Raw genomic sequence first — 13,964 nt, 5'->3', positions numbered from 1 at the left:
CCTATCGCTTAAAAGCGAAGCAGTTTGCCGGATTATCGACGAAAAACCGGCGGATCAGCTCCTGTCCGTCAAACCCCGCCCGCTCGGCCTCATCGATGAATCGCGGCACCCACTTGGCAATGATGAACTCCAATCCGGGACCGTGGTCATAGTGCTTGTAATACGATTTGCGGGCGGTATCCCCGCTGATCAGAATTTGACCGGCGTATCCTTTGCGGACAAGCTCCAGAATGAGCTCGATCCGGGTGCTCTCTGGAGCGTATTTGATTTTGCCGATGCCATCGAACGACAAGTAGGCCCCTGTTCTTGCAATCTGTTCATGATAATACGGATCCGGATTACGATCCATATGACCTAGGCTTAAGTAACTCAGGTCCACGTTCTCGCTTCGCAGCAGCTCGATCTGCTCCAAAGCCATCGTGCCGACTTCGGTGTGGGAATGAACCGGAGCCTTTGTCTCATGATGGGCCCGGGCTACCGCGCGCAGCGTCTTCTCCTCGAGCGGGGTTATCCGGTTATATCCGGTTCCGAATTTCACCTGACCGGCGCGAAACGGCGTTCCTTCCAGACCTTCTTCCACTTCCCGGATGACGAAATCAGCCAATTCATTGATGGTAGCGCTCTCAATCCATTCATAGTACGTACGGTAATTACCGATGATCGGCTTGAGCTCTTCCTTGATAGACGCATCCCAGAGGAAGCTCTTGTTAAAGCCTGCCGTCCCGATGATCCGGACGCCCGTTTGTTCCATGATGTCGTGGACGGCAGGCACGTCACGTCCGTAATCGACGGCCGTGGCGTCTACAATCGTCTGTCCCCCGTGCTTTTTGAAATCAAGGACATCCTGTTTGGATTTAGCCGGGTCATCGAGCAGGAGATCATCCTCCCCCCGCTCGGACCAGTAGGCAGGGCGGCACACGATATGCTCGTGAGAATAGGTGAAGCCTAGTTCTTCTCTGGGAATATCCGCGTCAAGCGTTCGTATAAAGCTCATGTTGTGTTCCCCTTTCTTCTCCATAATTGATTCCGATCAGGAAGATCGGCACGCCGATTCAGAACAACAGCTCCGACAAGAAGCGGATGATCGGACCGAGGATAAACATATCCGAATCGGCGGCCCACATGGCCGTATCCGGGATGGTGGTCGAGATCAGGAATCGCACCATGATGAATTGACCCCATGCCACGACGGTAGATGTGATGAATCCGCCTAGCAGCGCTCCGCGGACGCCTCCTGTCGAATTGCCGAACACGCCGGCGGTGGCGCCATGGAAGAACAGGACGATCATCGTCGGAACAAAGATATACGACATCGTGTTCCCAAGGACGACAAGCCAGATTAACGCACCGGCGAATGCGCCGACGAATCCGAGCACGACGGCATTCGGGGCATAAGGGTAGGTCACCGGTGAATCAAGCGCAGGTTTCGCGCCAGGCACGAGCTTCGTCGCAATCCCGTTAAAAGCCGGCACCAGCTCGCCGATGAACATCCGGACCCCCAGCAGCACGATCGCGATGCCCCCGGCGAAAGTAAACGATTGCATGATGGAATAGACCAAAAAGTTCTGCTCTCCGGACTGGGCGATCAGCTCCTGTGCAGCAGGCGTTCCTTTCAGCGAGAGAATGATCGCGCCAATCAGGAACAGCACACCCATGCTAAGCGCCGTGATGACGTTCGAATCCCTTAGGAATTCAAGCCCTTTCGGTACCTTGATCTTCTCCGAATCATTCTCCTTATTGCCGATCCACTTCCCGAGCAGGGCCGCAAGCAGCGCGACGGATGCCGAGCTGTGCCCGAGCGCGATGTTATCGTTTCCGGTAATTTTTCGCATAAACGGCTGCGTGAGCGCAGGCTGAAACGTCCAGTACAGGCCAAGGATAACCGCCAGGAACAGCACAAGCTTCCATTGCGGGACGCTCCCACCTGCCGTGTGCACGACGATGCCCGCAAATACGGTGGTGGTCCAGAACATCATATGTCCGGTCAGGTAAATATACTTGAACCGGGTAAACCGGGCGAGCAGGACGTTGATCATAAATCCGGCCAGCATCGCCAGCGTAATCGCGCTTCCGTATTGGGCATTAAACGAATCCTGGCCCAGAAACTGCCCCAGCGATTCCGATTTAAGGCCGAACACTTCCTTCCACATCGGTTCGAAAACATTGAGTGCTTTCACAATAACGTCGGATCCTGCGCTGATGATCAAGAAGCCGATAATCGCCTTGAAGGTGCCGCTGACGATCTGGCTTGCCGATTTCTTCTGCAGTAATAATCCGAGCAGAACAATGAAACCAAGCAGAACGGCAGGAGTCCCGAAAATATTCGTTGCAATCCAGGATATAACACTCACGAGCGTTCCCCCTCGTTACTTTTTATAGAGCTTCCTGAAGCTTTTCCTTGATTTCGTTCAGGTCGAAGTAATTGTTGACGATGACAATCGTAGCGGAATGGCCCGGCAGACTTTGCGCCAATTCGTTGCTGGTCACGATAAAATCGGCAGACATCCCTGAAGCCGTTGAGACATCCGTATGCTCGACGTCCGCTTGAACACCGAGATCTTTCAGCACATTCTCCACGTTCATTCGCAGAATCAAACTCGTGCCTTGTCCAAGTCCACACACACATATGATTTTCATATCGATTACCTCCTGTAATTTAGGTTTGATACGGATATCCATGACGGATTACTTCAATAAATTCTCAAGCTCCTCCGCGCTTTTGGCGCTGCGGATCGCTTCGATATTTGCCGGATCGGTCAGGAGCGAGGATAAGGTGCGCAGCAGCTTGATATGGTCAGAGCTTGACGATGATCCTAGCGCGAAGACCAGATCCACCGGGTCATTGTCGGCATGGCCGAACTTGACCGGCTCCTTCAATCGGGCAAAAGCGACCGCAGCTTCATGGACGCCGCTCTCCGCTTTGGCATGGGGAAGCGCAATATGCGGGGCGATCACGATGTAAGGCCCCTTCTCTCGGTAGGCCGCCAACATGGCTTCCACATAGGATGCCTCCGCCGCGCCGCTGTCCACCAGCAGCTGTCCGGCACCGCGGATGGCCTCCTCCGCATCCTTAACTTCGATATCGAGATTTACCAGGCTTTTATCAAACAAACGCATCTTGCTCCTCCTTCATGTCTCTTCATTCTTCTGAGGTCGTCGAATACTTGCGGATGAGCTGCAGCACATCCTCTTTGCTGTCAGCTTGTCCCATCAAAATGCGGTTGCCGTCGTCTCTAAGCAGATGCGTTAGCTGCGACAATGCCTTCAGATGCGACTCGCCGTCCGCGCTCACCATGACGAACAGTCCGTGAACCAAATGCCTGGATTCATCGCTGAAGGGCACGCCGCTGCGGATGCTGATCAACGCCATCGCATGACGGAAGGCTCCATCCTCCGGCTTCGCATGGGCAATGGCGATTCCTGGTGCAGTGACGATGTACGGTCCGTACCGCTCGACGTTATCGATCATCGCCTGAACGTACTGCGTCTGGATACACCCTTCTTTCACCAGCGGATCGGCGGCTGTACGAATCGCGCTTCGCCAATCGGAAACGCTGTCGAGTATTTGTATTCGCGATGCAGGCAGCAGCTCCGCAAGCGTTGGTTTGTAGTCTGCGGGTGCGATGCTTTTCGCCGCCGTCAGATACCGCTGAATCTCTTCCAGCAGCAGCGCTTTGTCGGGAATCTCGACATGCTTTCCTACCAGATCGACGATGGCCTGCGCGGAAGGTCCGGGCAGCGGTCCGCCGTTCCCTTTAATGTAAGGGGTCAGCTGATTCAGCAAGTGAACCTTCTCGGTATCGTTCAGAACGGCCGGAACGGTAAATACGGGAACCTTGCTGCCATGAAGCGGGACTGTGGAAAAGACGAAATCGACGCTTCGTTCAAACGTCTCGTATTGCCGCAGCGACAGGATCGCAACCAAATCAACGGACGGGAGCAGCTGCTCGATCTGAACCTTGAGCAGCCGGGAAGCGGATATGCCGTTAACGCATACGATGACCGCTGTCTTCCGGGGCGACAATACGATGTCTTGACTGCGTATCCAGCCGCCGAAATGCATCGTCAGATATGAGATTTCATGCTCGCTCAGCGGACGGCCCAGCAGCCCTTCCAATGGCTGAGCCGATTGCTTCGTCAGCTCGAATATCTCCCGGTATTTCACCATGATCGTCTCCGCCAACGGATTATCTGCCGGGATCCCGTACTTTGCACGGTAATATAATGACTTCACATGAAGCACGAGCGGCTTCTCAAGCTCCGCCCGGTTGCGGAAATGAACGCAGCCCTGATGCTCAAAGGCCTCGATCATCCGTCGAACCGCTTCCCGGACCCGCCTCGCTTCCTGGCTGTCCGGTTCGACCTCGAGCTTGTTCACTTTGCCCGTCAGCAGCTGGATCGTAATATAACACACCTCATCTTCCGGCAAATCCGCTCCTGCCAATGACCCCAGGCGTCCCGCGATTTCCTGAGCCGCCCGGTATTGCGGGACCTGCAGCAGCGCCGATTTCTCCTCGTCATCCAGCTCGACTGGGTGCCCTTGGAGAAATCTGCTCGTGTACAGGATTAACCGGGACGCCAGATGGGCAATGGTCTCATCGGACAATTCCATACCGATCAAGCGTTCGCCGGATGCGATCATGTCATATACCGCGGACCACTGCTCTGTTTCCAGCATCATCGCAGATGCGCGGAACAGTTCCTCCGTCATCAGCTGCTCGATTCGAACTCGAATCCCTTCGGTGCTGACGGAGGGAAGCAAATCATTCAAAAAGGAGGATATCGCAGCTCTTACATCCTTCTCGTTCCCCTGCACGGTATAGCCCCGTTTGCGTTCATAAACGATCTGTAAGCAAAAACGTCTCAACTCGCTGCGAAGCTCCTTCAGCTCCGAATGGGCGGTGCCCCGGCTGACCTGCAGCAGCTCCTCCATATGATGCAGATACATCGGCTCGCTGCGGCTGATCAAGTGCAGGCCGAGCCATGCCTTGCGTTCCTCGCGGGAAAGATAGTAGTGGGTCGCCGGAACGTCTTTCATCCGTTTCGGCAGCTCCGACCGCGTTTCCTGAGGCAGCAGGTACCCGGTTTCCCGAACGTATGCGACCGGCGGCAGCTGCTGAAAGCGCAGCCATCCGTTGATTTTATCCATATCGTAATAAACCGTTCGTTTGGAGATGTTGAAGGTATCCATCATTTCCTGGATCGGAACGTAGTCGGCCGTTTTCTGCAGAAGCTCCAGGATCGACATGCTGCGTTCATCAAGAATGGTGACCCCTCCTTTCTTATTGCGGGTATCCCTGCTTGCAATGAATTATACGTTAGTAGCGAGGCATGACAACAGCGCAAACCTCGTACGGTTTCGTGTGCAAAATTATACGGATCCCCAAATTCGGCTTTTGGGAAGTCCAGCATAACATGCGTTAAGGCCGGCATCAAAAAAAGAACCTGCGGGAAAAAATGCCTGCGAGGTCCTTTCGCTATTTATATTGGATTACTCCAGAAATTTACTAACTGGGTAATTGACGTTTTGAGTACCCGTAATCTCCATAAAATTATCGTCATAGGTTTCGATCTTTAATTGGATCAAGGCTTCTTGCAGGGTAATCGAGGCGATATGCTGCGTTTCTTGAACTGCATATTTCTCCTGCATATCTCCGCTATTCAACGAATAGACAAAAAGCTGCCTTGTGGAAGGAATGGTTCCATATTTATTGCCCGTGGAGATCAGCAGATGTGCATCATCCAGCCAATACACTCTTTTCGGCGAAAGATCAGAAGGAAAGTCATCCGATGACAATATTTTGTTCGTATTGTTCCGGGTATGATCGTACAGCCAAATTTCACCCGACATTTCGAATTCGAACGGAGCGATAAAAGTTAATTTGAGTCCATCCGGCGAAACCATCGGTTTGGATGGAAAAGCGCTGGCCAATATGATTTACCACATTATAAACGGGTACGGCTCGTCAGAGGTTACGAGAAGATGAGGTTTCGGTATCGAAAGTGCAACAATGGCATGTAGCAATTCTCTCACCGTCCTGAACAAGCCGCTGGTCGGCAATGTGATTTGCGTTCTGCATATGCCGAATAAGCCGGAGGTATCCGCCGGCTTATTCACCTTTGATGGGATCTTGTTGTGTGGACGAAATCTTATTATTCTTTGCAGATCATCAGCTTGTTTCCATCCGGATCCTTGACGACGAACCAGTGGTCGTGCTCGATCTCCGTTACGATTTCTGCGCCCAGCTCCTTCATGTACGTATAAGATCCTTGCAAGTCTTGCGTCAGGAGCATGAAGGCAGGCGTCTCGATATGCGGCGCTCCCTCTTCCCGACCGCCGCCCCACATTGGCATCGTATCCAGGATAATCCCGGTCCCCTCCATCGGCAGCGGACATAAATGACCGTTCAGGATCGAACATTCCTCTTCATTTAATCCAAGCATGCGGCAGTACCAGACACGGGATCGTTCGATATCGCGGACCGGCACGAAAATGCTCCCTACTTTATTCTTGATCGGGCTGGCGGATGACAGTCCATCCGCTTCTTTCCGAGATCCGTTCATACTAGTTCCTCCGTTCAGCAATTTCATCACTCGAGGTGCCTTGAAGGGGCGGTATCCTTCGGGCATTTCCTGTTCTTTTCTCCTCAGCGGATTCATAGTCGTCTCTCCTTATCCATGTGATCGGGTTATCGGCACGCAGCAGAACGTATTCGGTCGGGAGCGAGAACTTGAGAGCTGCGTAGACCCGTTCGATTGAGGCAGATAACGAATGAACCAAGATCGGCCAGCGTCTGGACTATAGTCTGCCGAGGCCTCCAACCAGCGATTCAAGACCTCCAGCACACCAGTCATCGTACCGCCCGCCTCTGAAGCCAAGCATGCGTATAAGCCCCCATCAAGCCGGGTAAGCCTACCGGTATCCACTGGTGATCGCCTGTATCCTTGCGGGAGAGCTATGAAGACTTCGCAAGCGGATGGTTCATCATCTGTCGTAGCTTTCCGCCAGCTCATAAACACTGCGAAGCCGTCATCCCCGTCCCATCCGCTGCTCTTCAACCACTCGATCGCAGCCTGGTCGGCACGTATTATCGACCCGGACCCTTCGGCCCGAAACGCCAAGACGTCGACCGGCTTGAGCTCAACGATTTCTATGGGTTGTGTCTTCCGGCTGCGTACCACCGGGAGATAAAGATGCACCTGCATGATCTGATCTCCCTTGAACACAAATTGTTCAAAAAGCCGTTCCGAGGCTGGTTCGAACCGGCTCCCCGGAAGCCAGCCGGAATAGAGCCTGTTCCAGTCCCCGACAATCTGCTCAGCCGACAAAGCACGGGCTCTGCAGCTGGCATACACCCCACCCTGAAGATCAACGGGCTTTAGCTCCGGATGAACGATGCCTCCCGGACCGAACGGGATATCAGGAGCAAGCAGCTGATACCCAAACAAAGGCCTCCACTCGTCAAGATCGACGTTCCAGCCGAATACACTCATGTCACAAAGCTCCTGTCCCCTTGCGGCCAAGCATGCACGAAAACGTTTCAGGGCATCTTCTTCCAGTCCATCCTCTCGCTCCGAAACATGCAAGTATCCGATTCCTTTCCGCGGCGGCAGCCGGACAATTCGGATATCCGAATGCGCATGCTGGCCGAACACCCCCCTCTCATGGGAGGTGCCGCTATCTTCGAGCGGGAGGCGTTCGAAGCTGAAGAAGGATTCCGCGTCCCGATATTCGGTCGGTGTCAGTCCCGTGTATCGCTTGAATGCCTTCAAGAATGCTCGATAGGTCTCGAAACCGCATCGGATTGCGATATCCATTGCCCCCAAGTCGGTTGTACGCAGCAAGCCGGCAGCCTCGCTGGTTCTGCGTTTGCGTATGTATTCTTTGACCGGATGGCCAGTCAAGCTGTAGAACACCCGGTACAGGTGGGCTACCGAGACCCCAGCCGTCTTGGCGATATCGGACAGATCCAGGGGCTCGTCAAGAAACTCCTCCATATAATCCATGGCTCGCCTGACAATGTCGCTTGTATGCATGCTGCTTATCTCCCCGCTTGCAACGTTGATAATCATGATCTTTTGAAACTATGATAGCAAACTTAGCTGCGATGCGACTGAACAATTTTATCATTTTAAGAATCTCTTCGGGAAAGGAAATGCGGAGCTGGTATTGAAAATGCATAAGATGATTGCGAATAGATAAGGGTCCCCACCGATGAAAAAACGGCACGAGATTTTATTCAAAAAGATGGAGAGCTATCGCAGCACGGTTATGGATGCACTGAGGGATGTTACGGATGAGGAAGCCGATCTAGTCCCTTCGGGTTTCAATAACAATATGCGGTGGAATGCAGGCCATATCTTTCTCGATCAATACCTGTGGATCCAGGTGCTCACTAAAGAAAAAATGGATCCGCATGAAATAAAATGCGTAACCGAGGCTTCCGATTCGCCTATTTCGGACGAATGAATACACTATAGAATCAGCGTTCACGAAAGGTGGATCCCTAGGGATGAATAACATGGAAGATGCAATTCTATTTACGGCAGCTTCTGGGAGCACGGCTTACGACATCTGGATGTACCGGCTTGCAGACGGCCGCATATTCAGGCTGACCGAGAATCTGGGCGAAGCGCATTCCATTCCATACTGGTCGCCGGACACCCGCTTTGTATCCTTCATCGGCCGTAACGGTATTGTGTTTGTGTTGGATATGCAGGACGGCAACCTGGCCCGCATCGATCAGATCGAGCCCTATACGCTGCTGAGCTGGTCGCCGGACAGCAGGTATTTGACCTACGTAAAGGGCAGCCGGATCGTCATCTACGACATTCGCTTACATCTCAGCACTGGGATCGTTCACGAGGGGGCAGCCGATGCCCAGTGGTTTCCTTCCGGGGAAGCGCTCCTCTATGCCGCCCCGGATGAAATGGGAAACGTGCAGCTATTCCGAACCGACATAGCTGGCACAGACAACAGGGTTCAATTAACGCAGAATACCGAAGGTCCGCTTCACGACGTCAGGATTTCCCCTGACGGGCAGTTTGCGCTCTATACATCGCCGGGAGTCAGCATATCCTTGATATCGGTTGTCAACCTGGCAACGGGCGAACGCCGTCAGCTCGAAGGCGGTCCGCAGGCCAAAAACTATTATCCCGCATGGTCGCCGGACTCCTCTCTAATCTCGTATAGTGCGACGGATTTGATTCAGAATCAGTATATTTCTTACATCCAGACCGATGCTCGGAATGGGGGGCAGCAGCGAACACTGGCGATCTCAAGCTGCTTCGCAACGCCGGTAAGCTGGTCGCCGGACGGCAGTCGCATCGCTTATTTATCGGGCTGCGGCGAACAAGAGCCTGCATCTCAAATTTGGATCGTGGATACAGCAGCCTCCTTACCCCCCGTTAAAATCGTTGATGCAGGACGAATTACGGCTTTAGCGTGGTCACCGCCAAGACCGGCTATCCATCCATACCGCTTATATCGCAATTCAGCGTACAACGTATCATTCTACTACCCAATGAATTGGGTGCGGGTGACCGATGAGCGATACGAAGGCCCGGACGGTTTTTTCCAAATATCCGCCATCATGTCCGAAGCGGACATCCACGAGGTGTGCAGATCGGAGGCATTTCATCCCTTAAGACCCTATGGCAGCAATCCGAGGATCATCCCGGCTGTCATTCAGTCTCAAGCTGCCTGCTATATATTCCCTTCCGCAGATCAGCCCGCCGAAATGGGGAACCAGTCCGCACTGATCGTTAAATATCCGGAGCCGGTTGTTATTCAAGGCAGCTCTTATCCTTATTTTATTTTATGGGCGGATCGAGGTCACATCCTTCAGCTCAGCCGGACGCTCAAGTTCATTCGCTAAATAAAAAACTCCCGAGTTCTACTTACCGATTCTCCTTCCCAGAGGGGTTGGCAATCCGTCGATGGTATGCATGTTTTTCTCCTGCCAATAACTCGCGAGCCCCTCTTCCCCTTTATGCTCCGCCCATCGCTGGAGTGTGTCCCGTTCCTTCTCATAAGTCATGAAAGGCACGGCATAACCGCATGAAGTCTGTACCTTGTGCACGTCAACGACAATAATTTGCCTCGCGCCGGCAATTGGCTCGAAGCGGCTGTACAGCTCTTCCCATCGCTCGTCTCCAGGCAGCAGAACCGTTCCGGTCCCATAGAGACGCAAAATGTTGGGAGGGCCTTCAAACGCGCAGAACATAACCGTAATCCGGCCATTCTCCACAATATGAGCGCTTGTCTCATTCCCGCTCCCGGTCAGATCCAGGTATGCAACTTGATTCTCGGACAGGATGCGAAAGGTATCATACCCCTTCGGCGACAGATTCACATGCCCATCAGGTGACGATGCCGCAGTCCCGACAAAAAACAGATGCTGTTTCCGGATAAACGCCATATGCTCCGGGAGCATGGACGGAAATTGTTTCCCCATTTCAATAGGCCTCCTCTTATAGATTGGCATCACGCCCAAAGCCGCCCTGCCACCCATACTAATAAAATACGGCAGTGTATACAGGCATGTTCAGCCCTTATCGCTGCGGCAATGTTTACGCTATAGAGCGTACTTCGAATAAATTATGTACATTGTACTCGATGAAGGAAGACAAATAAACCATATTTTGGCCCCCGAGGAATAGCGATCCAATGTCCTGTCAGATGGAACAGGAAGAAAGCCTGCTTTCGCAGGCTTTCCATGAAAATCGCGCCGATAACCGGTTAACAGCATGCCAACGCACCGCGATGGTGTTTTTTTCAAGCCCCTGCCTTGCATGCCTTAACTGATCCTCAAACGCGCAGCTGCGTTTCATATAAATGGGCGTATCGCCCTTTCTTCCCGATCAGCTCTTCGTGCGTTCCCTGCTCCTCAATTCCGTCATCGGATAGGACGATAATCCGCTGCGCGTTGCGGACGGTCGACAGACGATGGGCAATGACGATTGTTGTCCGGTTCTCGCTCAGCTGTTCCAGCGATTGCTGGACTGCCCGCTCGCTCTCGTTATCCAATGAGCTTGTCGCTTCGTCGAAAATGATAATCGGCGGATTCTTCAAAAACACACGCGCAATGCTGAGCCGCTGCTTCTGTCCGCCCGACAATTTGACGCCGCGTTGACCGATATCCGTGTCATACCCGCCGGGCAATGCCATGATGAAATCATGGGCATTCGCCCTTTTTGCCGCCTCCACGATCTCCTCCATGCTTGCCTCCATGTTCCCATACCGAATATTGTCTGCAACCGTTCCGGAGAACAAATATACATCCTGTTGAACGATGCCAATGCTTCTCCGAAGCGAGCGCAGCGTAACATCGCGGATGGGGATGCCGTCAATGAGAATGCTGCCTTCGCTCGTTTCATAGAATCTTGGGATCAAGGAGCTGAAGGTGGTTTTGCCGACCCCGGACGGCCCGACAAGGGCAATATACTCCCCGGGTTTGATGTGGAGAGACACATGTTTAAGGACCTCGCCGTAATCCTCCTTATACTTAAAGCTTACATTCCGGAATTCCACGCTGCCGCGCACATGGGCCAGTTCAATGGCATGAGGGGCGTCCACGATGTCCGGCTCGACCTCCAGAATCTCCATAAACCGGTCGAATCCGGTGATGCCCTCCTGGTATAACCTCGCAAAATTTACCAGCCGCTGTATCGGTTCAATCAGGATGCCGATGCACAGGAAAAAGGTCAGCAGGTCCGCAAGCTCAAGCGAAGCATCCACGATCGCCGCACCGCCGAAGACGATCACTGCAATGGTGATCAGCTGCGTAAACCCGACCAAACCTTCATGAAAATAAGTCTCGCTCTTATACCCTTCTCTCCTGCTGTCGACAAAGCGGCGGTTCTCGTATTCGAACTTCTCCTTCTCCACCTGCTCGTTCGAAAACGACTTCACGACCCGGATGCCGGACAAGGAATCCTCTACTTGGGCATTGATGTCCCCGATCCGGTCCTTGCTGACCCGGAGCGCCTTGTTCATTCTCTTATTGAAATAGAACGCGAACACGGCCATCACCGGAAAGAACATAAAAACGATGAATGTAAGCTTTACGTCAATATACATCAAAATGATGAAGGCACCGGTAAATTTCAGCACGGATATCGCCAGGTCCTCCGGACCGTGATGATACAATTCGGTCAGTGAAAGGATGTCATTGGTGGCACGGGTCATCAGCTGCCCGGTTTTATGCTCGTCGTAAAAGCTGAACGAAAGCTTCTGGAAATGGTCAAACAATTCACTTCTCATGTCCCGTTCCATGTAAGCGCCCATCATATGCCCTTTATAGGAGATGAACATATCGCACAGGGTGTGGATGATCACCATACCCAGCATGACCACCCCCATCAAGTAGATCTGACTGAGCGCATCCGGCCTTTGTTCCTCCAGGACATTGATCGTAATATACCTTACGCATAACGGCAGCAGGAGCGTAATGGCCGATACGATGAATGCGCAGGCCAAATCAGCCGCGAGCAGCCCGATATACGGCTTGTAATACGACAAGAATTTTCTCGTTCGGGAATTCAAATAGGATCTCCTCCGCGTTGGAGGGTTAGATTGTCATACCCCTCCTGCTTTTTTTGATGGTGGCGTATCCTGTTCTTCTCATTTTCAACACCCTTCCTGTTTATGGTTATTAACATCATACGCCGAATTTGGCCGACGCATATATGTAACAAATATTTATATTTGAATAATCCCGTGATTCAAGGGAACGTCCCTATCTTTCAACCGATCGATTCTTTTAGCTTCGGACATATTCTATAAAAAATTTCTTGACTTCCCGCTTCGAATTTTATATCTTTATATCACGGCTTAGCTGATCCAAATGTTTGCTAAGCATGAACGTGATTAAAGGGGAGTAGCTGCTACAACAAAGTCGTCAGTTCGAGATTATTCTCCGGCTTTGTTGGCAACGATTCGTTGTTAGCGAGACCTTTACCACACAGACACTGTGGTGAAGGTCTCTTTTTGTGTGTTTGAGACCTTCACCTGCGGTGAAGGTTTTTTTTATGCTCGTCAATAAGTCTTAGGAGGATGTGGAATGGAGCTATTATTAGAGTACGGATGGGTGCTGCTTGTGCTCGTTGCGCTCGAAGGACTGCTGGCGGCGGATAACGCGCTGGTCCTGGCGATCATGGTCAAGCATCTGCCTGAAGCTCAGCGCAAAAAGGCGCTCTTTTACGGCTTGCTCGGTGCGTTTGTGTTCCGTCTCGGATCGCTGTTTGTCATCTCGTTCTTGGTGGACGTATGGCAGGTACAGGCAATCGGTGCCCTCTACCTTCTGTACATTTCGATCAATCACACCCTGAAGCACTTCATTAAAGGCAAGAAGCCAACCGAGGACGCGGAACCGAAGCCGGAGAAACCGAAGAAACAATCCGGCTTCTGGATGACCGTATTCAAGGTCGAGGTAGCCGACATTGCCTTTGCCGTGGACTCGATTCTCGCAGCGGTTGCCCTTGCGGTCGCGCTTCCGCCGAGCGGCATCCCGAATATCGGAGGCCTGGATGGAGGACAATTCATCGTTATCTTCCTTGGCGGATTCATCGGTCTGATCATTATGCGTTTTGCAGCGTCCTATTTCGTTAAGCTGCTGCAGCAGCGCCCTGGACTTGAAGTTGCGGCGTTTATTATTGTCGGTTGGGTCGGTATCAAGCTCGCCGTGATTACCTTGGCGCATCCGGATGTTGCAATCATTAATCATCATTTCCCTGAGAATCCGATCTGGAAAGCGATCTTCTATGTCGTTCTTGTCCTGATTGCGCTCATTGGGTGGTTCACCTCCTCGAAGCGGGAAGTCAGCAGTGACCAGAATGCCGTTAAAGAAGTGGAAGAGCAGCAGCCGGGAAATTCCTTCTGATCATTCAAGCTCCATACAGCAAATTAATAATGAAACGGCCTGTCATCCGGAATAGAACCGGTTGTTGACAGGCCGTTTTTA

Annotated in this window: 13 protein-coding genes; 3 read left to right on the top strand and 10 right to left on the bottom strand. The window is 52.3% G+C overall.

Features of this window, described 5'->3' with window-relative positions:
* Position 1: 1 nt before the first annotated feature.
* The 8 genes from NST08_RS12790 to NST08_RS12755 all read right to left on the bottom strand — a co-directional run bounded on the left by NST08_RS12790 (position 2) and on the right by NST08_RS12755 (position 8,037).
* Complete coding sequence (locus NST08_RS12790; RefSeq protein ID WP_341033674.1) at positions 2 to 994, bottom strand: phosphotriesterase family protein; 993 nt, start codon at positions 992 to 994, stop codon at positions 2 to 4.
* 58 nt (positions 995 to 1,052) lie between these two features.
* On the bottom strand, positions 1,053 to 2,351 hold the full coding sequence (locus NST08_RS12785) for a PTS ascorbate transporter subunit IIC (RefSeq protein ID WP_213613852.1): 1,299 nt from the start codon (positions 2,349 to 2,351) through the stop codon (positions 1,053 to 1,055).
* A 22-nt stretch (positions 2,352 to 2,373) separates the two neighbouring features.
* On the bottom strand, positions 2,374 to 2,637 hold the full coding sequence (locus tag NST08_RS12780) for a PTS sugar transporter subunit IIB (RefSeq protein WP_007130302.1): 264 nt from the start codon (positions 2,635 to 2,637) through the stop codon (positions 2,374 to 2,376).
* Positions 2,638 to 2,685: 48 nt separating this feature from the next.
* Positions 2,686 to 3,117, bottom strand: coding sequence for a PTS sugar transporter subunit IIA (locus NST08_RS12775; protein WP_007130303.1), 432 nt, complete (start codon positions 3,115 to 3,117; stop codon positions 2,686 to 2,688).
* A 22-nt stretch (positions 3,118 to 3,139) separates the two neighbouring features.
* The gene (locus NST08_RS12770) at positions 3,140 to 5,248 is read right to left on the bottom strand and encodes a BglG family transcription antiterminator (protein WP_341341823.1); all 2,109 of its coding nucleotides are present in this window, start codon (positions 5,246 to 5,248) and stop codon (positions 3,140 to 3,142) included.
* Positions 5,249 to 5,491: 243 nt separating this feature from the next.
* A complete protein-coding gene (locus tag NST08_RS12765) occupies positions 5,492 to 5,932 on the bottom strand; it encodes a DUF4652 domain-containing protein (protein ID WP_341341822.1) in 441 nt (146 codons plus the stop codon).
* A 221-nt stretch (positions 5,933 to 6,153) separates the two neighbouring features.
* The gene (locus NST08_RS12760) at positions 6,154 to 6,564 is read right to left on the bottom strand and encodes a VOC family protein (RefSeq protein WP_341341821.1); all 411 of its coding nucleotides are present in this window, start codon (positions 6,562 to 6,564) and stop codon (positions 6,154 to 6,156) included.
* A 108-nt stretch (positions 6,565 to 6,672) separates the two neighbouring features.
* A complete protein-coding gene (locus NST08_RS12755) occupies positions 6,673 to 8,037 on the bottom strand; it encodes a helix-turn-helix domain-containing protein (protein ID WP_341341820.1) in 1,365 nt (454 codons plus the stop codon).
* 178 nt (positions 8,038 to 8,215) lie between these two features.
* On the opposite strand from NST08_RS12755, the gene NST08_RS12750 reads away from it, so the two are divergent.
* Together NST08_RS12750 and NST08_RS12745 are read left to right on the top strand one after the other, a co-directional pair.
* Positions 8,216 to 8,470: a DinB family protein gene (locus tag NST08_RS12750; RefSeq protein WP_341341819.1), complete on the top strand. Its 255-nt coding sequence runs from the start codon at positions 8,216 to 8,218 to the stop codon at positions 8,468 to 8,470.
* Between the two features lie 43 nt (positions 8,471 to 8,513).
* A complete protein-coding gene (locus NST08_RS12745; protein WP_341341818.1) occupies positions 8,514 to 9,878 on the top strand; it encodes a hypothetical protein in 1,365 nt (454 codons plus the stop codon).
* 18 nt (positions 9,879 to 9,896) lie between these two features.
* Here NST08_RS12745 and NST08_RS12740 read toward each other — a convergent pair whose 3' ends face one another.
* Positions 9,897 to 10,457, bottom strand: a complete 561-nt coding sequence (locus NST08_RS12740) for a pyridoxamine 5'-phosphate oxidase family protein (RefSeq protein ID WP_007130310.1) — start codon at positions 10,455 to 10,457, stop codon at positions 9,897 to 9,899.
* 353 nt (positions 10,458 to 10,810) lie between these two features.
* On the bottom strand, positions 10,811 to 12,547 hold the full coding sequence (locus NST08_RS12735; protein WP_341341817.1) for an ABC transporter ATP-binding protein: 1,737 nt from the start codon (positions 12,545 to 12,547) through the stop codon (positions 10,811 to 10,813).
* Positions 12,548 to 13,064: 517 nt separating this feature from the next.
* Here NST08_RS12735 and NST08_RS12730 point away from each other — a divergent pair.
* Positions 13,065 to 13,883, top strand: coding sequence for a TerC family protein (locus NST08_RS12730; RefSeq protein WP_007130312.1), 819 nt, complete (start codon positions 13,065 to 13,067; stop codon positions 13,881 to 13,883).
* Positions 13,884 to 13,964 lie beyond the last annotated feature (81 nt).

The sequence above is a fragment of the Paenibacillus sp. FSL K6-1566 genome, from assembly GCF_038050475.1.
Lineage (GTDB): Bacteria > Bacillota > Bacilli > Paenibacillales > Paenibacillaceae > Paenibacillus_AQ > Paenibacillus_AQ lactis.
The sequence above is the reverse complement of the archived record's forward strand: the minus strand, read 5'-3'. Positions and strand labels throughout refer to the sequence as shown.

Excerpts from the sequence above, each read along its gene's own strand:
- NST08_RS12780 (WP_007130302.1), bottom strand. The coding sequence starts at position 2,637 with ATGAAAATCATATGTGTGTGTGGACTTGGACAAGGCACGAGTTTGATT.
- NST08_RS12755 (WP_341341820.1), bottom strand. The coding sequence starts at position 8,037 with ATGCATACAAGCGACATTGTCAGGCGAGCCATGGATTATATGGAGGAG.
- NST08_RS12775 (WP_007130303.1), bottom strand. The coding sequence starts at position 3,117 with ATGCGTTTGTTTGATAAAAGCCTGGTAAATCTCGATATCGAAGTTAAG.
- NST08_RS12760 (WP_341341821.1), bottom strand. The coding sequence starts at position 6,564 with ATGAACGGATCTCGGAAAGAAGCGGATGGACTGTCATCCGCCAGCCCG.
- NST08_RS12790 (WP_341033674.1), bottom strand. The coding sequence starts at position 994 with ATGAGCTTTATACGAACGCTTGACGCGGATATTCCCAGAGAAGAACTA.
- NST08_RS12770 (WP_341341823.1), bottom strand. The coding sequence starts at position 5,248 with ATGTCGATCCTGGAGCTTCTGCAGAAAACGGCCGACTACGTTCCGATC.
- NST08_RS12740 (WP_007130310.1), bottom strand. The coding sequence starts at position 10,457 with ATGGGGAAACAATTTCCGTCCATGCTCCCGGAGCATATGGCGTTTATC.
- NST08_RS12745 (WP_341341818.1), top strand. The coding sequence starts at position 8,514 with ATGAATAACATGGAAGATGCAATTCTATTTACGGCAGCTTCTGGGAGC.
- NST08_RS12730 (WP_007130312.1), top strand. The coding sequence starts at position 13,065 with ATGGAGCTATTATTAGAGTACGGATGGGTGCTGCTTGTGCTCGTTGCG.
- NST08_RS12750 (WP_341341819.1), top strand. The coding sequence starts at position 8,216 with ATGAAAAAACGGCACGAGATTTTATTCAAAAAGATGGAGAGCTATCGC.